The sequence below is a fragment of the bacterium genome (assembly GCA_021372615.1).
GTDB lineage: Bacteria > Armatimonadota > Zipacnadia > Zipacnadales > UBA11051 > JAJFUB01.
In genome coordinates this window covers 33,744-53,012 of the sequence record JAJFUB010000028.1, presented here as the reverse complement: position 1 = coordinate 53,012, position 19,269 = coordinate 33,744, and the positions used below count along the sequence as shown (strand labels likewise).

Here is a 19,269-nt window from a genome sequence, read left to right as displayed (position 1 = left end):
CCACGGCGGGGACCTGCGCCTCAAGCCCGGCACGGCGGCGCGCCTGTCGGCGTGGGTGCGGACGCACGAGCTGCAGGGCCGGGCCTACCTGCTGCTCTACAGCCTCGACGCCAAGGGTGAGGTCCTGGCCCAGCCGTCCTCGCAGTCGCTCACCGGTACGGCCGACTGGACCGAACTGCAGGTCCAGGCCACGGTGCCTGCCGGGGCCGCATACGTGATGCCATACCTGGAGGTGAAGGGCGTGGGCACGGCGGCCTTCGATGATGTGGTGCTGACGGGCGAGGCGACCGGGGAGGCGCCAGCGATTGCGGCCCCGCCCATCGTCTTCGGCCCGGAGGACTTCTGGCGTCTCCAGGGCTACGAGGTGGTCAGCCGCGACGGTCGCAGCATGCTGCAGATCCCGACCGGCGGCGGCGCGGCCGCCGGCGAGGCGCTGCTGTATGTCACGCTGCCCTCGGCCCGCTACACCGTGACCGTGGAGTATCTCGACGAGCCCGACGGCGCCGCCACGCTCGAAGTCCTCCTCAACGGCCAATCGGTCGGGCAGAGGGCCTTCGACACCACGCCGGCGACCGACAAGGACACCGTGCGCCCGTGGACGCTCCCGGCCCTGGACATCCAGCGCAACTCGCGGCTGGTGCTGCGCGGCAAGGCCGACGCGGGCGAGTACTGCCGCATTGTGTCGGTGAGCTTCCGGCCGGCGGGCGGCTTCCGGGGGACGCTTCTGCCCGCCGAGCAGCTGCCTCCGCCGCCGAGCCTGCGCGTCTGGCAGCTCCCGCCCGAGCGCAGCGCTGCCCGCGCGATGCTGTCGGCGTTCGTGTACCGTGGCGTCGCTGCCGCCAACGCCCGGCGTGAGGAGCGCCTGGCGGCCCTGCAGACCCCGGCGCAATGGCGCGCCTACCAGGACGGCATTCGCGCCCGTCTGGCCGACTTCTTCGGCCCGTTCCCGGAGAAGACCCCGCTCAACCCCAAGACCGTGGGAACGATCCACGCCGAGGGCTACGCGATCGAGAAGGTCATCTTCCAGAGCCGCCCGCGCTACTACGTCACCGCCAACTTCTACCGCCCCGTCCCGTGCCTCCGGCCTGTGCCGGGGATCGCCCTGTTCTGCGGGCACGCCGCCGAGGGCAAGGGCTACCACCTGTACCACGAGACGGCGCTGGGGCTGGTGCTGAAGGGCTACGCGGTGCTGGCCATGGACCCGCATGGCCAGGGGGAGCGCTCGGAGTACTTCGACCCGGAGACGCTGGCGCACCTCGTGCCACTCACCGTGGCCCAGCACCACCAGTTCGGCCGCCCGGCGTATCTGGTCGGGCAGACGCTGTCGGGACACCGCACCTGGGACGCCATCCGCGCGGTGGACTACCTGGCCTCGCGGCCCGAGGTAGACCCGCAGCGCCTGGGGGCGACGGGCAACTCCGGCGGCGGGCAGATGGCGCTGCTCATCACGGCTGTGGATGAGCGCATCCAGGTCTGCGCGGCCGGACATCCGGGCGGCTCGCAGGAGAACACCTACCTCGTCGGCGGCTACCGCGACCCGGACCTGCTGTGCCTCATCGCGCCGCGCCCGTGCCGCTTCATCGTCGGCAAGGACTCCGGCGAGGTCGGCCACGAGAGCCGCATGAAGGACATGCGACGCTTCTATCGCGGCCTCGGCGTGGCCGAGGACCGCTGCGACCTGGCCTGGGTGGACGGCGTGCACAACATGGAGAGACCCAAGCGCGTCGCGGCCTACGCGTGGTTCAACCGCTGGTTCGGCAAGCCCGAGGCCGGCGCCGACGAGCCCCCGCTGCACGTGCTGACCGCCCAGGAGCTGTGGTGTACCGACAGCGGCTTCACCCTCAAGTCGCTGGGGGGCGAGAGCGGCGTCAGCCTCAACACGGCGCGCCTGCACGCCATGCTGCCAACGCGGAAGCAACCGACCTCGGCGGCCGAGGCCGAGGCGCAGGTGACGGCCCTGCGGCAGGCGGTCGCGCAACGGGCGGGGGCCAGGTTGCTTCCCGACGGGGCGGTGCCGGCGGCTCAGCCGGCGGGCACGTTTGACGGCGAGGGCTTCACGGCGGAGATGCTGGTCCTGAGCACGGAGGAGGGCGTTCGTTGTCCGGCGGCGCTGTTGCGCCCGGCGCAGCCGGGCGGGCCGCTCGTGCTGCACGTGTCGGACCGCGGCAAGCCCACACGCGCGGACCAACCTTCACTGCCGCTGGAGCTGTGCCGTGCCGGCGCGACGGTGCTGTCCCTGGACGTGCGCGGTGTGGGAGAGACCGACCCGCGCGACGGGCGCTTTGCGGCAACCGCCAATGGCTATGACGCGGACAACTGGGCCCGCGACAGCCTCGCCATCACGGCGTGGGCGGCCCTGCGCCGGACGATGGCAGCCATGCGGGCCGAGGACGTGGCCGCCGCCGCCCGGTATCTGCACGCGCGCGGCGACCTGGGCTCGACGGAACTCACCGCGTTGGGCGAGGGCGAGGGGGGCCTGTGGGCGCTACTGGCGGCGGCGGGCGAGCCGCAGATTGGGCGCGCCGTCACACTCGGCACGCTCGCGTCGTATCGCACCCTCATCGAGAACCCCTACTACGAGCTGCGGGGCTACTTCTGGATTCCCGAGGCCCCGCGTGACTTCGACGTGGTCGAGCTGTCGGCGCTGGCCGCGCCGCGGCCCGTGGCGTGGCTCCAGCCCGTGGATCAGATGGCCTGCCCGCTGAGGACGGAGGCGTGGGGGAAGCTGGCCGCGTGGACTGCGAGCGCGTGCCGGGCGCGTGGGGGACGGCTCGACATGCAGTCGCAGATCGGCGACGGCCCGGCCGTGCAGGCGGCAGCGGTGTTGGCGGAGATCACGAGGGCGCGATGAGGCACGCCGCGGCGCTCAGTCGTGCCCGGGCGTCGTCGTGAGGCACACCTCGCGTAGCTGCTCCATGAAGTACCGGTAGCTGGCGAAGGCGACATTCGACAGGACGAAGTGATCCGGGCCGGGGATGAAGTGCCCCAGCTCGATGAGGCGCCGGGCGCGCGCGATCTCGGCGTCTATCGCCTCCTGTCCCCACGCCATGGCCTCCTTGTTCAGCCCCCCGACGCAGCCCATCCCCGGGAAGCGCTCGCGCACCCGCGCCACGTCATTGCCCGATTGCACCTCGTACGGGTACATCGCGTTGACGCCGGCTTCGAACATGACCTCCGACAGGTCCTCGATGTACCCGTCACTGTCCACGAGGATGATCGGGATGTTGTGGGCGTCGGCGAACTGCCGCAGCTTGCGGTAGTTGGGAGTCATGAACTCGCGGAAGGTCGCCGGCGAGATCAGCGAGCCGCTGCGGTAGGCCATGTCCTCCCAGCACTCGATGAGGTCGAAGTCCACCTCGGCCACCATCTTCTCATAGACGGCGAGGGCGAAGTCCGTGTAGTCGTCCATGATGGTGTGCATCAGCTCGGGGTCGTCGTAGAAGGCATAGGCCATGGCCTCGTCGCCCATGCGGTTGCGCGGGAAGCCGTAGACGCCCCGGTGGGTGAGCTGCAGCGGGTAGTCGCGCTGCTGGTACTGCTTGACGAGTTCGTCCCAGTTGGTCGGGAAGCGCGAGGGGTCGTCGGGCTGCATGTGGCGGGCTTTGTACTCGCGCCAGTCGGCCAGCGTCTTGATGGGCCAGCCGACATCATGCCGGCGGTAGTCGCCGGTCTTGTACACCATCTCGACGGTACCGTCGCCCCGACGGCGGATCTGCTTGTCCAGCGTGTCCTCCAACACCTCGACCGGCAGGAGTTGCGAGGGGTCCATGTTCACCGGCGTGGTGCGCCAGCCCCGATAGCCGCCCTCAAACTGCAGCAACTCATCAATGCACTGGCCGAGGCCGGGATGCTCCTGCTCCCAGTGCGGCAAGATGGCGTTGTCGCCGCCGAAGACCTTCATGAAGGGCACGCGGTCGACCGGCTTGCCGGTCAGGACATTGACGAAGCGTTCGCGGGTGGTCATGGGATGGTTCCTCACTCGGTTGTCCAATGGATGCCTTCAAGACCCCACCAGGAGGGGGGAGGGCGGAGTGGGACGGGGGCTTCCGCCCCCGCCTAGATTGAGTCGGCCCTCCGGGCCTCAACGGCAACGGCATCCGGGCGCCGGTAGATGGCAATGCAACGGCATCGGGGCACGAGCCGATGGCGACGACATTCGGACATTTGGCGATGGCAACGGCACCGGGCATGGGCCAATGACCGTGGGCGGGGGCCGTTGCCGTCAGCGCCGGAGGCGCGCCTCATGCTAGGCGGGGGGCGGAAGCCCCCGTCGCATCGCGCCCCCTCATCCTCCCCCTCCGCCAAGAGCCCCGGAGGGGCGGTACTGCCGAGGCCGGAGGAGGCCATGGGCGCCCATCGGTCGTGGGGCGCCCGACTACCGCAGGGCCCCCTCCAGCCGGCTCATCTTGTCCGCGCTCAGATACACCAGGTTGTCCCCCAGCCTCTCCCCCGCCTTCACGGCGTTGCCGAACAGGTCCGTAGCCATCACTCCGTCCGCCTTCGGCACGGCATAGGCCGCGTGGCCGGGCTTGCTCGATAGCACGGCCACCGCACGTCCATTGCCGGCGAACAGGTAGGCGTAGACGCCCGACGCGGGCTCCACGAGCTTGACGTACTGCGTGTCCTCCAGTAGCCATGCCAGGTGCGAGTGCGCCGCCGCGCACGGGTGCGGGAAGCCGTCGTCTTCCACCAACACGCGCCAGTTGGCGGCCTGTGCGGTGAAGGGGCCGTGGCCGTGCATCGTGTACAGGAAGAAGCGCGTCACGCCCCGGGACAGCATGCTCACCATGTAGCGTCCCAGGCGGTTGGCGATGTCCCAGTTGTCATCGGTCTCCTGCCCGCACACCGTCTGCCGGTAGAAGCCATTGTTCAGCGAGGTGCTGACGGGGTTGCCCTCGGTCATCCACAGCGGCTTGCCCACGCGCTGCTGCTGCTTGATGAGGGGCTCGACGGCCAGATCGAGGGCCACGCTCACATCATCGCCGGGCATGCCGTTGTAGGCGCTGGAGTAGTGGTGGTAGCACACGACATCGCATGCGGGCAAGGCGCCGAACTTGAGCAGGTCGGCGGTCCAGTCGCGCCCGCCCTGGGAGCCGTAGGTGTTGAAGCCCAGGATCGTCAGCTTCGGGTCCACGGCCTTGGCCGCCGCGAAGGCCGCCTGCTGGAGCTTCGTGTAGTCCTCCGAGGCCGTCGGGCTGCGTTTCCACTCCTTCTTCTCCTCATCCCAGCCCATGGACCAGAAGCTCGTGCCCCACGGCTCGTTCCACACGTCGTAGGTGTCAATGAGCCCCTTGTACCGCGCGGTCACCACCTTGACGTAGTTCGCGAACTGGCTGAAGTCCTTCGGCTCGATGTAGCGATCGAAGTAGCCGTTGCGTGGCTTGTCGCCATAGTTGGCCCACAACGGCGAGGTGGACAGCAGGCCCAGGATCTTGAGCCCGTACTTGCCGAAGCGCTGCAGCTCGGCGTCGCGGAAGGCCCACGTCCCCGGCTCGGGCTCCAGGTGCGCCCAGCCGATATACTGCGTGCCCGCGTCGTGCAGCCGCGTCCAGTTCGCCCCGACAGCCTTGGCCAGGAGAATGTGGCGGGTGGTGGAGTTGGTGTGGATGCCGAAGGCGGAGTTCGGGGCCGACTTGTTCCAGTAGTGCGGGCGGCGCATGCGCTGCACGACGACCTCGTCAGTCGGGCTGAGCGCCTGGCCCTGCGCGTTCGTCACGGTGGCCTCCACGCGGAAGCTGCCGAGGGGGTGCGCGGCGGGGGGCGCGAGCTGCACCGTGCCCTGACCCGCGGGGCTGTTCACGTCCGGCAGCGCCACTGTGCCGCCGTACAGGTCGTGCTGTGTGAGCTTCAGGACGCTCCCGGCCGGCGCGCCGGTGACGGCGTAGCGAATCACGGCGGGCTCGTCGCTGAACTGAATGCGCGCGGCCGAGGCGGCCGACTCGGGCACCGCCAGCACGACCTGGCAGGCCTGCTGGGGCGCGTAGTCGGTCGCGGCGCTACCGCGCTCGATCTGGAAGCCGTCCAGCCAGGCCTCGCCGGCGCCGTCAACCGTGATCTGGTGCAGCCGCCCCAGCAGCAGGGGGCTGAAGGTCAGCGTGACGCGCTGCCAGCCGTCGGGCGTCAGGTCCTGCTCGCGCGAGGCGAGCTGCCGCGCGTCGCCGAAGGCCGTCAGGCGCAGCTTGCCCGAGCCACGCGCGTACAGGCTGGCAGTGTGCGGCTCGAAGCTGCGGCCGATGAAGACGGGGGCGGTCCACAGGCGCCACTTGTCGGCGCTCTTGACGGACAGTGCGGAGCCCCCGGCGGGGCTCTGCGCCTGCGGATCGGCGGCGACCACCACCTGGTCGCCGTCCGAGCAGTCGCGGTCCAGCGACCAGCCGGTGGGCAGACCCAATGGGAAGGCCGAGACGCGCACGAGGTTATTGGGGCCGCTCTCGGGGTACCGCTCCTGCAGCTCCGCGATGATGTCCTCGCGGGTCTTGGCGATCAGCTTGAAGTGGGCGAGGTCATAGCTGGCGTTGTCGCCGAGGTTGATCCAGATGCCGACACGCTGAGACTTGCGGTCCAGGCGGAACTCGTAGGTGAAGTCCTGCCACTGCGTGGTCAGGGCGGGCTGGACGGACCAGTGGAAGCTGTATGGCGCCCCGGCATCGCGGAGGCCGACCATCACGCCCGCCTTCACGGGGCTGCGGGCAGTCAGCTCGACCCGGTAGAAGGTCTCCTGGGGGATGTCGCCGAGGTGGAACGCCAGTTGGTCGTTGCCGCCGCTGGTCTTGGTGACACGCAGGAAGCGCCGACCGTTCTCCTCGGTGGGCTGGTAGGTAACGACGATCTCCTTGTTCCAGCCGGAGTTCTCCGTCCAGCCCTCGGGGAGGCTCCCGGTCAGCTTCTTGGCGCCGTCGGGGCTGACGTCATTGACGGGGACGGTGCAGTTGCCGAAGTCCGTGTCAATGATGGTCTGGGGGGCCGCCGCCGCCATCGCGACCGCCAGAGCGAGGGTCAGGATCGTCGCGTGGAACCACATAGGATGCCTCCCTGGAGAGCCGCGCTCCCCCCTACAGCCCCTCCACCTGCTCCCACTGCTCGTATGTCTGCGCCAGCTGCGCCGACAGCTTCTCATGTTCGGCGTTGAGGGCGGCAACCCTCTGCGGCGTCTGGTAGGTCTCGGGGTCGGCCAGGATCTTCTCGACCAGGGCCAACTGCCCCTCGAGCGCGTGGATGCGCTCCTCCAGCTCCTCGGCAGTGGGCAGGGCCTGGCCATTGGCGGCGCGCAGGCGCGCGCGCTTGGCCTGCCGGGCCAGCTTCTCCTGCAGCAGCCGCTCGCGCTTCTCGGCTTCCGCCTGTTCGCGCGCCAGCCGTTCCTCCTCCTCGCGCAGGGCCCGCATCCTGGCCGCGTACGACCCGTAGTTGCCCTCGTGTACCGTCACCCCCCCGTCGTGGAACACCACCAGGCGGTTCACCACGCTGTCGAGGAAGTAGCGGTCGTGGCTGACGACGACGATCGTGCCGGCATATTCGCGCAGGGCGTTCTCGAGCGCATTGCACGAGTCGATGTCCAGATGGTTGGTCGGCTCGTCGAGCACCAGCAACGTGGGGCGCGTCATGACGAGCTTGGCCAGCGCCAGACGGCTCTTCTCGCCGCCAGACAGATCGTCCACGCGCTTGCTCACGTCATCCTCGACGAACAGGAAGCGGGCCAGGAGGCTACGCAGCTCGCCGGGCTCCGCGTCGGGCATGACCGTGGCGAACTCCTCCATCACGGTGTTGCGGGAGGTGAAGTCGAACTGCTCCTGGCGGTAGTAGCCGACTTCGACACTCGTGCCCAGACGCGCGGTGCCCTCGCTGGGCTCTTCCAGGCCCAGGGCCATGCGCAGCAGCGTCGTCTTGCCCGAGCCGTTGGGGCCGACGATGCCGACCCGCTCCTGCCGGCGGACGAACAGGTCCAGCCCGGCGAAGAGCTGCCGGTCACCGAAGCGCTTGCCTACGCCCTGCAGGTGCAGGATCTCCTGGCCGCCGCGGATGCGCGGGTGGAAGCGCAGGTTCATCTTGCGGCGCTGCCCCACGGGCGGGTCGAGGTACTCGGTCTTGGCGATGAGCTTCATCCGGCTCTTGGCGGCCCGGACGCGCTTCTCCTGCTGCGTGCCCAGGGCCCAGCGGATGAACGACATCTGCTTCTTGAGTTCCTGCTGCTGGCGCTCGTACGTGCGCTCGTAGACCAGCAGGCGCTCCTCCTTCTGCTTGACGTAGTCGGAGTAGCCGCCCCGGTACTCGGCGAGGTCGCACGCCTCCAATTCCAGAATGCGCTGGGCGATGTTGTCCAGGAAGCGCCGGTCGTGGGAGATGGCGATGACGGCCCCGGCGTAGGACTTCAGGTACTGCTCGAGCCACTCGATGCCGGCGACGTCGAGGTGATTGGTGGGCTCGTCCAGTAGCAGCAGGTCGGGCTGCTGCAGCAGCAGCCGGGCCAGAGCCGCGCGGCGTTGCTCGCCGCCGCTGAAGCTGCTGAGGGGCCGATGGAAGTCGGCCGCGGGCACGCCGACGCGGGTCAGCACGCGGGCCGCCTCGCGCTCGTACTCGTGCCCGCCCCCCGCCGCGAACTGCTCCAGGAGCGTCGCATGCTGCTGGAGCAACCCCTGCATGACCTCCTCGCTCACGTCCTCGGCCATGCGTTCGGTCAGGACGGCGATCTCGCGCTCCTGGCGACGCAGTCTCTGGTGTACCGACATGACCATGTCCCACGGCGTCAGCGACAGGTCCTGGTCCACTTCCTGCGACAGATAGCCGATGGTGGCCCCGCGCGCGATGTGGATCTCGGCGTCGTCCTCGTACGGCTCGCGCCCAAGCAGGATGCGGCACAGGGTCGTCTTGCCGGTCCCGTTGGCCCCGATGAACCCCAGGCGCTCGCGGTGGTCAATGGCAAACGCGACGTGGTCGAGGATCAGCTCGGTGCCGTAGTACTTGGTGAGGTTGTCTACAGTAAGCAGTGGCATGGGCGAGCGTGCATCATAGCACGGAACCTCGTCCGGGAGAAGCCGGGGCCCGCGTCCTTCCGGGGCAGGGACCACGTGTGGGGCGTGGGCCAGCCCTATTGTGAGCGCCAGCCTCCCGCCGCAGTCATCTCGTCCATCATCGTCCGGCGGCTGGTGGGCGCCACGTTGCCGGTCAGGGCGCTGGCGTTGGCGAAGGCCAGCATCTCCCCCTGGAACGCGGCCACGAAGAGCAGGTTGGCGTCGGGGAACACGCACAGGCTGATCGGGTCGTTGCGGCCGCGGTCGCCGGCCGGCGCCTGTAGCCCGGTCGCGTCGCCGCGGAGAGTGAGGAACGCGGCGTTGCCCTCGGCGGTTGCCGCCTGGGGAACGATGGCTACGGCATGGTTGCCGTTGGTCAAGTCCTCCCGCTGGACATACAGGATGTCCCGCTGGTAGTCATAGGCCAGACCGTAGCTGCCCCAGGCTACGCCGGTGATGGTCCGTGAGGCGGCCGCTACGCCCTGCCGCACACTGAAGCTGTCCAGTACGCCGATATGGAAGCCCTTCGTGCCGCTGAACTGCATGGTGAAGCAGCGGTCGCCCGCCCCCGGGTCTCCGGCCAGAGCGGTCACCTCCGTGGCATCGGAGACGACGATCTGCCGATCGGGGGGGCGGTTGGCGACGATCGCCGAGGCGCCCTGCCATGCCAGGATACGGTTGGTGTTCGGCTGCGTCCGGGTCAGGCGGTAGGCGGCATAGAGGATGTCGCGGCTGGTGTCCAGCCACAGGGCAGTCGGGCAGAAGGTGTCGCCGACCGCGCCCGTATGTGTCAGGGTGAGATCCGGGGCGCGGTCGCCGCCGGTGACGAAACTGCGGTAGAGACGGATGCCGGAGTTCTCGTTTGCCACCCACAGGTCACGCCCGTTGGCGCTGGTGACCATGGACTGGCCTGGATAGGCCCGGATGGGGTTGGTGGGGCCGCCCAGGCGCGGTGCGAGCGACCGGGGCGCGGTGCCTTGCACAAACGCCGTCTCGATCACGATGCCCTGGCTGGGGGTGGAACTGGCCGTCGTGGTGCCGTAGGCCGGGGTGGTAGGGCCACACGGGCTGCCGGCCTCGCCGGCAACGCCATCCCTGGCACTCTCCGTTCCCTGCGGGCTGCCCCCACCCTTGAAGGCCCATGCGTTCCCGCCCTTACCCCCCCCGCCGGGAGGGCTGCCATCGCCGCCCCTACCACCGTTGCCGCCGAGAGCGGCCGCGTTGCCACCCTTCGCCAACTGGTTGGCCAGGCCGGTATTGCCGCCCTTGGCCAGCGCTGCCCCACCGTCGCCCCCCGCGCCGCCCTGGCCGGGGGGAGTGCAGTTGGCCCCGCCAGCGCCCCCCATGCCGCCGGCGGCGTAGGCGTTCCCTCCTTCCCCGGCAATAGTGTTACCCTCTACCCAGGCGAACGCGCTGCCTCCCTCGCCCCCTTCTGCGGTGGCGTCGCCCCCCTTGCCTCCTGCCTGGCCGGGCCCGCCGGAGCCACCGTTCACCCCGATGGCGCGCGCGTTGCCGCCGCGGCCGCCCCGCGATGGAAGTAGCGCCACCAGCCCGAGTGCCTCTGCTCCGCGCACCAGGGCGCAACGCTCCAGCGCGTGTCCACCGCCCCCCCCGTCCACGATCACATTGAAGCCCTCTCGGCCGCTTCCGGCAGGCATCCCAAAGCCGCTGGGCAGTGTCACGTTGCCGCCATCGCCGCCGTACTGGCGGCCATCGCCGCCGCGAGCCCCCTCAAACCGCGCCGGCGGCAGCGTCTGAGCGGTGTCGGCCTCCGCAATGTGTTGGAGTCCCGATCGCAACAATCCGAGCGCTGTGGTGACCGGAGCGCTGCCTTCGACGTCGCCGGCATTGCCCCCCTTGCCGCCGACGATGGTATCGTCGTCCATGACCACCGTCTGCAGGGGGCGTCCCTCGTAGACCACGCCGGTGGGCTGTGGCGTGGGGCCGCTGAAGGCCCCGATCTCCCCGGTGAGCGTGCCGCCGGCACCGCCGCTGTTGGGCATCTGTTCGGGAACGCCAGGTGCGCCGCCTTCGCTGATCGGGAAGGAGCCCTGCCCGCCGGCTCCACCGTCACCCAGTTGCAGCAGTCCCGGGCTCTCATGGATAGCCAGCGTGCCCTCCGGGCAGTGGAAGGTCAGGGAGCCGCCGTTCCCGCCCGCGCCGCCGAGACGCCCGTTGCCGCCGGCCGCGCCGTTGCCTGACGAGATGGTGCAGCCTCCGGCCTGCGCCAGCCGCGCCCCGCGCCCCGCGGCGGCGGCCGCCGCCCCGAGAGTGATGCCCCCGGCCGCCGAGGCCAGCGTGATACTGCCGCCGGCGCCACCGGCGCCACCGTCGCCGGCACTGCTGCCTGCGATCCCGTCTGCGGCCACGAGGCGACCGGTCACGACGATGTCATTCTGGGCGTTGATGTTGAGGCTGCCACCAGCCGCTCCGGACCCGCTGGCATCCTGGGCTGCCAGTTGCCCGGCGATGGACGCGGTCTCGCAGTTGATCGTGACGTCTCCGCGCCACGCCACTGTCTCACCCGCCTCGACCACGAACTGAGTGACATTGACCACCCCGGAGAGCACTGGATTGCGACCCCGCCCCGACGAGCCGCCGCAGCCTGCAAGCCACAACACGATCAGGAGCACCGCCGCCACCGCCAGAAGCGTCTTCACGAACGTGCGCATCGTTCCGCCCTCCTGGGATTCTGGTCGCCCTCTTCACCATCATTGCCCACTACCGTGCCAGAATCCTGCCTCTGCGCCCGCGCTTCTCCGGGCTGTGGATGTGGGCCAAGGCCGAGTTCGGTAACGTGGCGGTGTGTGTCGGCAGGTAGAGTCTAGGCCGGGTCCTCCCACGGTTCGGCCACGGCCACCGCCTCACCGGTCTCGATGGATCGCAGCGCTGCCAGCGAGGTCTGCAGGGCCCACAGGCCGTCCTCGCCCGAGGCGGCCACGGGCCGGCCCTCGCGGATCGCGGCAGCGAAGGCGTTCAGTTGCCCCGGGTGCATGTCCGTATTCAGGTTCTCGAAGGCTTCCTTCTCCCCGCCCGCGCCCAGCCGCTCGACCTTCGCGTTCTCGATCTTCAGCAGCCCGAGCGGCCCCAGGCAATCCTCCAGCGTCTGGCCCGTCACGCCCTTGGGCAGGCCCCAGGTCATCGAGAGCACGCCGATGTCGCCGGACGCATACTCGACGGTCATCGCGAAGCTGTCCACCTGCGGGTCAATGTCCGGCTTGTCCGGCGAGTCCTGCATGATCGTCAGGCCGGAGGCCTTCACGCGCACGGGGTCGCTGCCGAAGATGACCCGCCACTGGTCGGTGTAGTGGCAACTGATGTCGAAGATTGGGCCCCCGCCGAGGTTCCGGTCCATGATCCACGGCTTGGGCCGGATTTCCCAGGCGCTGACATGGCGGTACATCACCGGCCGGCCCAGCTGGCCGCCCTGCACCAGGTCCCGCACGGTCTGCACCTGCCCCATGAAGCGCTTGCAGAAGCCGAAGGCGAGGGTCAGGCCCCGCTGCTGCGCCAGGCGGATCATCGCCCGCCCGTCGTCCAGCGACAGCGCGATGGGCTTCTCGCAGATCACATGGCAGCCGGCTTCCAGGGCCGCCACGGTGCACTGGCGATGGACCGCCGATGGTACGGCCACGGAGGCGGCGTTGACGCCGTCGACGCCCAGCGCCTCCTCAGCGCTGGCGAACCAGGGGCAGCCCAACTCCTCGCCCAGGGCGCGGGCGCGCTCCTCCCACGGGTCGGCCACCGCCACGACGCGAGCGCTCGGGACGTGCGGCCAGTTGCGGGCGTGGACCTGCCCGAGCTGCCCGCAGCCGATGACACAGACTCGGAGTTCCTCCATGCTGACCACCTCGCGCGTTATCGCTGTGCTGGGTATGTTCGCGTCCTGTCAGCGCAGCCCTCCTGCAGGTCAGGCGCCGGGCAGCGACGAAGTCGCCTGTGCCCATGTCTGAAGTCACCCGCTACGTCATCGTCGGCCTCATCGTCCTGCTTGGCAACTTCCAACAAGGTGTGACGGGGTTCGGCTCCAATGTCCTCGCTCTGCCCTTCGTGATCCTGCTGCTGGGCCTGCACCGCGCGGTGCCGCTGCTGGTGGTGCAGGCGTGGGTGCTGGCGGCGCTGATGGTGTGGGAGTCGCACCGTCACATCGACTGGCGCGAGTGCGGGAAGATACTGCTGTTGGGGGCGGCGGGGCAGCCGGTGGGGCTGTGGCTGGCGGGCACGCTGCCCGAGCACGCCCTGCGCTGGACCCTGGTGGCCTTCATGGGCAGCGTCGGCGCCGAGGGGCTGGTGCGGGAAAGCCGCCGCGCGACCGCGGAGGTCCCGGACGCACAGCGCGTGGGCGCGGACGCCCCGGACGCGCCGACCGCGGCGCGCCGCCCGGCCCGCTGGTTCACCTTCCTGGTCCCCGTGGGCGGCATCATGAACGGGGCCTTCGGCACCGGTGGCCCGCCCATTGTCGTCTATGCCGACCGCGCCATGCGCGACAAGAGCGTCTTCCGCGCCACGCTGTCCATGGTCTGGCTGGTTCTCGACACCATCCTCGTGGGGGTCTTCCTCGCCACGGGCCGCCTCGACCAGACGCAACTGTGGCTCAATCTCCTGTGTCTGCCTGCCACGCTCGTGGGCATGTGGATCGGGACGCACACACACTACCGGATGAACGAGCATGCCTTCCGCCTGTCGGTCTATGCCGTCCTCGTGATGGCCGCCGGAGTCCTGGCCTGGTCTCTGCTCAAGTAGCGGCGCGGCTCATCGCGCCCACCACACGTTCCGCGCCATGAGTGGCGCGACTACCGGAACTGCCATGTACGCACTACAGCAACACAACCTGCGCGAGATCGAGAGTCTCAACCAGCGGGGCGGACGCACCCTCAGCTTCGTGGACCTGATCTCCGCCGGCACGATGTCGGCGGAGATGGTCGCCCACTGCTGGACGGCCATCGCCCATGGCGCGTCCTTCCTGACGGCCGCCCGCCCCGGCGGGGCGGGCAAGAGCACCGTGCTGGCCAACCTGCTCATGCTCCTGCCGTGCGCCGAGCGCATCGTCACCTGGCAGCCGGGGACGGTCGGGATCCAGGGCGCGCCCCGGTGTCACCTGGCCCACGAGATCGGCGCGGGCCACTGGTACGGCTACATCTGGGGGAGCGACGTGCCGGACTTCCTGGCCCTGCGGAGCGCCGGCGACCGCGTGGCCTCGTGCCTCCATGCCGATACGCTGGAGGAGCTGCAGGACATCCTGTGCGCGCCGCCGCTGCAGGTGACGCCGGAGACGCTCAACGGTGTCGGCCTGATCCTGTTCATCCACCTCCTGCCCGGCCGGCAGCGCCGCGTGGCGTTGCTGTACGAGGCGACGGAGGAGGGCCATCGGCTGGCCTTCGCCCTCAACGGGCAGGGCACGATCGTGCGGCAGGGGCCGTCGTGCCTGCTGCCGCTGCTGGGCGTCGGAGAGGCCGAGTACGAGCAGCGCCTGGCGGCCGTCCAGCAGATCGCGCGCGAGGGTGAGAGCGACTTCGCGGCGGTGCGGGAGAGGGTGCTGGAACACAACGACATCTGAGTCCCGGAGGACCTCACGGTGAGATACCCGATGGCTCTGCTGCTCTGCGTGTGCGCCTGTAGCCCCGCCTGGTCCGCCCCGCCCGCCGGCATGTTGTGCGAGTGGCGCACGGACAACATGGCCGTGCCGGACATCTGCCCGGAGTTCTTCTGGCAGGCCCCGGGGCAGACGGCCTATCGCGTCATCGTCGCCACGACCGAGGGCCTCATCCGGCAGGGCCGCGGGGACCTGTGGGATACGGGACGGGTCGCGACGGCGCTGCCCATTGCCGAATACGCGGGGACGCCGCTGCCGCCGGGGCAGACGCTCTGGTGGGCCGTGCAGACCTGGGAGGGACAGGACGCCAGTTCCTTCTGCGTCCCGCAACGGTTTGCTCTCAAGCCGCGCGTCCTCCCCCGCAAGCGTCCCCACCTGCGCGCCTTCCTCAACTTTGGCAGCGACCTCGAGGTCGTGGCACAGCGCTATGACCTGACGTTTCTGGCGGCGGCGCGCGAGCGCGACCCGAACATCATCACGGTCAGCTACTGCCTCGTCGCCACCCTCGTCGTCCCCTCCCAGAAGGCGAAGGACCTCGAGCAGTTCTGCGTCGAGAAGGGCCTCACCCGGGCCGGCATCCCCGAGCGCATGTTCGCCCACTACGCCCAGGACACACCGTGCAAGTTGCACGTCGGGGCGGAGCGAGCCGACCGGCCCATCGAGGAGCGGATGGTCCCCGGCTGGGACCCGGCCAACGACCGCAACGGCGACGGCCGCGTGGACGACGCCGAGTTCGCCCAACGGGCCAACCCGCAGGCCAGCGCCCGCGAGCTGCGCCAGGCCCGCATCCCCATCTACTACTGGGGGCCGCCCGCGGATGACTTCGTAGTGAATGTGGCGGACCCCGACTACCAGGAGTTCATCGCCACCCGCTATGTCAGTGCGTTCCTGGAGAAGTCGAGTGGCCTCTTCATTGATACGACGCCCGCGACGGTGCCCGCCGGGCGCGGCAGCCCGCTGGTGGAGTTCTCGCTGGCGGCGCAGGCCGATGGCGCGTGGCTGCGGGCCATGCAGATGATCCTGGCGCGCATCAAGATCGCGCACCCCGATGCGCTCGTCACCGCCAACGGCTGGTCGGCTACGCCCTTCGTGATTGACGGCGTGGAATGGGAGAACTGGCTGAACATCAGTCTCAGCGAGTCGCAGTTGCTCCAGCGGCTGGAGACCGTCACCAGCCTGGACCGGCGGGGCAAGGTCCAGATGTGCCAGGTCAACGGCATCTACGACCCGGAGTTCGGGGAGTTCGGCGTCAAGGTGCCCGTCAGCCCGGAGCGCGACCAGTTGTTCGGTCTCGCGGCGTACTATCTGGCGGCTGGCGACTACACGTACTTCGGCCGCGGGCAGCACCCGTACACCAAGTCGGAGCGGCAGTGGGTCGGCGCGGCCGACACCGACCTGGGCCGGCCGCAGGGCCCCCTGCGCCTGTTCCACCACGAGGAGCCGCGCGAGGCCCCCGGCGCCAATGTGCTCACCAACGGTAGCTTCGAGCAGGACGCCGACGGCGACGGCAAGCCCGACGGCTGGGAGATCGTCGAGCCGGTGGCGCTGGATTCGCAGGTCAGGCACGGCGGCCGCCAGTCGGCGCGGATTGCCAGCGACTCCGACACGATCAACAACTTCAGCAAGCTCTGGGTGGACCTCAAGCCCCGGACGACCTACACGCTGTCGGCATGGATCAGGACCGAGGGGATCGGCGGGCAGGGGGCGCAGGTGTACCCATACGGCTTCGAGGGCATGACCGGCGGGGGCTTCATCGTCGCGACGGGGACCAGCGACTGGCGCCGCCACAGCGTGAGCTTCACCACCGGCGCCGGCACCCATGGCCGCATCAACTTCCGCCTCTACGGCACGAAGGGCACGGCCTGGTTCGACGACCTGGCGCTGGTGGAGGGGGCGGACGCCACCTGTTCGGTGTACGGGCGCGACTTCGAGCGCGGGCTGGTGCTGCTGCGGCCGTTCGCGGGGGACTGGGGCGATGACACGGCCCGGGAGGTGCCCCTGCCCGCGCCGCTCCGCCCGCTCAGCGCCGACGGGACGCCAGGGGAGGCCGTGACGACGGTGCGGTTGCGCAGCGGCGAGGCGGCGGTGCTGGTGCGGTAGGCCACACGGGCTCTCCCGGTCGGGGCGGCTACGCCTTCCGCTTCCCCACCTGCTCCCGCCGGAAGCGGCGGTACTCCTCCAGCGCCGACGGGAACGGCCCCAGCGCGCGCTCGAAGATCCCCAGGCTATACGCGATCGTGACCCCGTAGTTGGTGATCGGTACGCCCTGCTGGCGGCAGCGTAGAATGCGCGACAGCATCTCGCGCCGGTTCCACATGCATGACCCACAGTGGACGATGAGCCGATAGGGTGTCACGTCATCGGGGAAGTCGTGCCCCTGCACATTGTCGAACTCCAGCTTGCCGCCGACGTACTGGGTCAGCCAGCGCGGGATCTTGACGGTGCCGATGTCCTCGCCAATGGGGTGGTGCGAGCAGGCCTCGGCGATCAGAATGCGGTCGCCGGGCTTGAGGCGGTCTATGGTCAGCGCGCCCCGCACGAACTCGAACAGATCGCCCCGGTAGCGGGCGAAGAGGATCGAGAACGAGGTCATGGGGATCTCGGGCGGGGTGTCGCCGGCGACCTTCAGGAAGCCCTGGCTGTCGGTGACAACGATGGCCGGCGGGCGGTTGAGGCGCTCCAGCGCGTCGCGCAGCTCGCGCTCCTTGACGACCATGCAGTAGGCGTCCACATCCAGCACGTCGCGGATGGCGTTGACCTGCGGCAGAATCAGCCGGCCTTTGGGGGCCTCCAGATCAATGGGCACGACCAGCACCGCCAACTCCCCGGCCGGCAGCAGGTCGCCCATGATCGAGGGCATGTTGATGAAGTCCTCGGGCGCGTGTTTGATGAGCGCCTCGCGCAGCTCGGGGAGGCCCTGGCCCTGCACCGCGACGGTCTGCACCACCGGGATCTTGGCGGCCTTGAAGCGGTCCAGCAGGGCCTGGTCGGGCGCGCCGAGGTCCGCCTTGTTGAGCACGATGATGACGGGGATCTGGCGTTGCTGCAGCTCCTTGAGGATCTCCTCCTCGAAGGGGCCGAAGTCACTGGACCGCGGCTCTCCAGAGCCGCAGGCCGGCGAAGGCGGCTCTGGAGAGCCGCGCTCCATGCCGACGATGATGACGCCGAGGTCGCACCGGTCGAAGATCTGCTTCGTCCGCGCCACGCGCATCTCGCCGAGCGCGCCGACATCGTCAATGCCGGCGGTGTCAATGAACAGCACGGGCCCGAGCGGCAGCAGCTCCATGGGCTTCTCGACGGGGTCGGTGGTCGTGCCGGCCACGTCGGAGACGATGGAGACATCCTGCCGGGTGAGGGCATTGAGGATGGACGACTTGCCGACATTACGCCGGCCAAAGAGGCCGATGTGAAGGCGGAAGCCTTTGGGGGTGGATAGCATGGCCATTACTCCGTGTCAGCCCGGGCCCCGGGCACCTGCTCCTCTTCCGCCCGAATCGCCGCGATGATGCCGTCGGCGCGGAAGCGGCGATTGCGCCGTCGTCGCCCGGTGTACTCGATCACGAGGCCCATCCGCTCGAGACTGCGCAACGCCAACTGCGCGGTGGGGTATGTGACGTCCAGACGCTGGGCGGCCACCGGGACACTCGTGTAGGGGTTCTCGAACAGCAGATCCAGCAGTCTCATCGCCGTGGCTGAGACGCGGGCTTGTGTCAGGGCCGCCCGCAGCGAGTCGCGGAGGGCGATGAGGTTGCGGCACACCTCCACGGTGTGCTGAGCCTGCGCCGCGATGCCTCGGAGCAGGAAGCTAGTCCATCCCTGCCAGTCGGCGCGACGACTTACTGCCTGCAGCCGCGTGTAGTACTCCGCCCGGTTGCGCTCCAGGTAGCCACTCAGATAGAGCAACGGCTGGCTCAGATAGCCTCGCTGCACCAGGTACAGGCTCATGATGAGCCTCCCGGTACGGCCGTTCCCGTCGCTGAAGGGGTGGATCATCTCGAACTGCACATGCAGCAGAGCGCACTTCAGCAGCGGCGGCAGGTTGTCATCCTGCAGGAGGAACCGCTCCCAGTCCGCCAGGAGTCCGGGCAGGCGTTCAGGCGGGGGCGGGACGTAGCTCAGTCGCCCGACCCGCGGGTTCCCGATGTAGACCTGCCGCTGTCGGTACTCGCCCGGCGTGCGGTCGTGGCCGCGCGCGCTCTTCAGCAGTTCCCGGTGCAGTTCACGGACGAGGTCGAGGTTGAGCGGCCGACGGCGGAGTGCCGCCATTCCCAGTTCCAGCGCGTCGAGGTAGTTGAGGACCTCGACGGTTCCGGACGCCACGTCGGTCCTGTCGCCGCTGAGTGCTCGCAGGATCTCCTCAAGGGTCGTGACCGTGCCCTCGATCCGCGAACTGGATAGTGCCTCCAGCTGCAGCAGGGGTGACAGCAGCAGTCGAGGGCCGGGCATGTACTGCGAGAAGTCCGACACGTGGCTGAAGCCTTCCAGCACTCCCAGCGACCGCGCCGCTTCGGCCAGGTCATTCAGCAGGCCGGGCGACCAAACCAGGCGCGGCGGCAGCGCATAGGGCACAAACGCTGGCTCGCGTCCGCCGATGGAGACATACTCGCCGGCAGGCCCGCCTTCCTCACGCATGGGAAAGGTCCTTGCCCTCTGAGTTCACTACCACGGCTA

11 protein-coding genes are annotated in these 19,269 nt (G+C 69.5%); 4 read left to right on the top strand and 7 right to left on the bottom strand.

Annotation, left to right across the window (positions count from 1 at the left end):
* Positions 1–2,851: acetylxylan esterase (locus LLH23_04830; GenBank protein ID MCE5237800.1), on the top strand; the 2,851-nt coding region annotated here is incomplete at its 5' end.
* A 15-nt stretch (positions 2,852–2,866) separates the two neighbouring features.
* Here LLH23_04830 and LLH23_04825 read toward each other — a convergent pair.
* The 5 genes from LLH23_04825 to LLH23_04805 form a co-directional block, all read right to left on the bottom strand.
* Entirely contained in the window at positions 2,867–3,964 is a 1,098-nt protein-coding gene (locus tag LLH23_04825) for a hypothetical protein (protein MCE5237799.1), read from the bottom strand.
* 411 nt (positions 3,965–4,375) lie between these two features.
* Entirely contained in the window at positions 4,376–7,021 is a 2,646-nt protein-coding gene (locus LLH23_04820) for a hypothetical protein (protein MCE5237798.1), read from the bottom strand.
* A gap of 31 nt (positions 7,022–7,052) precedes the next feature.
* Positions 7,053–8,987, bottom strand: a complete 1,935-nt coding sequence (locus LLH23_04815) for an ABC-F family ATP-binding cassette domain-containing protein (protein ID MCE5237797.1) — start codon at positions 8,985–8,987, stop codon at positions 7,053–7,055.
* A 95-nt stretch (positions 8,988–9,082) separates the two neighbouring features.
* On the bottom strand, positions 9,083–11,677 hold the full coding sequence (locus LLH23_04810; protein ID MCE5237796.1) for a hypothetical protein: 2,595 nt from the start codon (positions 11,675–11,677) through the stop codon (positions 9,083–9,085).
* 152 nt (positions 11,678–11,829) lie between these two features.
* Positions 11,830–12,846, bottom strand: coding sequence for a Gfo/Idh/MocA family oxidoreductase (locus LLH23_04805; GenBank protein MCE5237795.1), 1,017 nt, complete (start codon positions 12,844–12,846; stop codon positions 11,830–11,832).
* 104 nt (positions 12,847–12,950) lie between these two features.
* Between LLH23_04805 and LLH23_04800 the strand changes: the two genes are divergently transcribed.
* The 3 genes from LLH23_04800 (at position 12,951) to LLH23_04790 (ending at position 16,698) form a co-directional block, all read left to right on the top strand.
* Entirely contained in the window at positions 12,951–13,748 is a 798-nt protein-coding gene (locus LLH23_04800) for a sulfite exporter TauE/SafE family protein (GenBank protein ID MCE5237794.1), read from the top strand.
* Between the two features lie 64 nt (positions 13,749–13,812).
* A complete protein-coding gene (locus tag LLH23_04795) occupies positions 13,813–14,562 on the top strand; it encodes a hypothetical protein (protein MCE5237793.1) in 750 nt (249 codons plus the stop codon).
* 30 nt (positions 14,563–14,592) lie between these two features.
* Positions 14,593–16,698 carry a putative glycoside hydrolase gene (locus LLH23_04790; GenBank protein MCE5237792.1) on the top strand — a complete coding sequence of 702 codons (2,106 nt, stop codon included), beginning with the start codon at positions 14,593–14,595 and terminating at the stop codon, positions 16,696–16,698.
* Positions 16,699–16,726: 28 nt separating this feature from the next.
* Here LLH23_04790 and hydF read toward each other — a convergent pair whose 3' ends face one another.
* Both hydF and LLH23_04780 read right to left on the bottom strand, forming a co-directional pair.
* Entirely contained in the window at positions 16,727–18,037 is a 1,311-nt protein-coding gene (hydF, locus tag LLH23_04785; GenBank protein MCE5237791.1) for a [FeFe] hydrogenase H-cluster maturation GTPase HydF, read from the bottom strand.
* 5 nt (positions 18,038–18,042) lie between these two features.
* A complete protein-coding gene (locus LLH23_04780; protein MCE5237790.1) occupies positions 18,043–19,230 on the bottom strand; it encodes a Fic family protein in 1,188 nt (395 codons plus the stop codon).
* Positions 19,231–19,269 lie beyond the last annotated feature (39 nt).

Coding starts and splice junctions, on each gene's coding strand:
- LLH23_04820 (MCE5237798.1), bottom strand. CDS start 7,021: ATGTGGTTCCACGCGACGATCCTGACCCTCGCTCTGGCGGTCGCGATG.
- LLH23_04815 (MCE5237797.1), bottom strand. CDS start 8,987: ATGCCACTGCTTACTGTAGACAACCTCACCAAGTACTACGGCACCGAG.
- LLH23_04800 (MCE5237794.1), top strand. CDS start 12,951: ATGTCTGAAGTCACCCGCTACGTCATCGTCGGCCTCATCGTCCTGCTT.
- LLH23_04790 (MCE5237792.1), top strand. CDS start 14,593: ATGGCTCTGCTGCTCTGCGTGTGCGCCTGTAGCCCCGCCTGGTCCGCC.
- LLH23_04805 (MCE5237795.1), bottom strand. CDS start 12,846: ATGGAGGAACTCCGAGTCTGTGTCATCGGCTGCGGGCAGCTCGGGCAG.
- LLH23_04825 (MCE5237799.1), bottom strand. CDS start 3,964: ATGACCACCCGCGAACGCTTCGTCAATGTCCTGACCGGCAAGCCGGTC.
- LLH23_04795 (MCE5237793.1), top strand. CDS start 13,813: ATGTACGCACTACAGCAACACAACCTGCGCGAGATCGAGAGTCTCAAC.
- LLH23_04810 (MCE5237796.1), bottom strand. CDS start 11,677: ATGCGCACGTTCGTGAAGACGCTTCTGGCGGTGGCGGCGGTGCTCCTG.
- LLH23_04780 (MCE5237790.1), bottom strand. CDS start 19,230: ATGCGTGAGGAAGGCGGGCCTGCCGGCGAGTATGTCTCCATCGGCGGA.
- hydF (MCE5237791.1), bottom strand. CDS start 18,037: ATGCTATCCACCCCCAAAGGCTTCCGCCTTCACATCGGCCTCTTTGGC.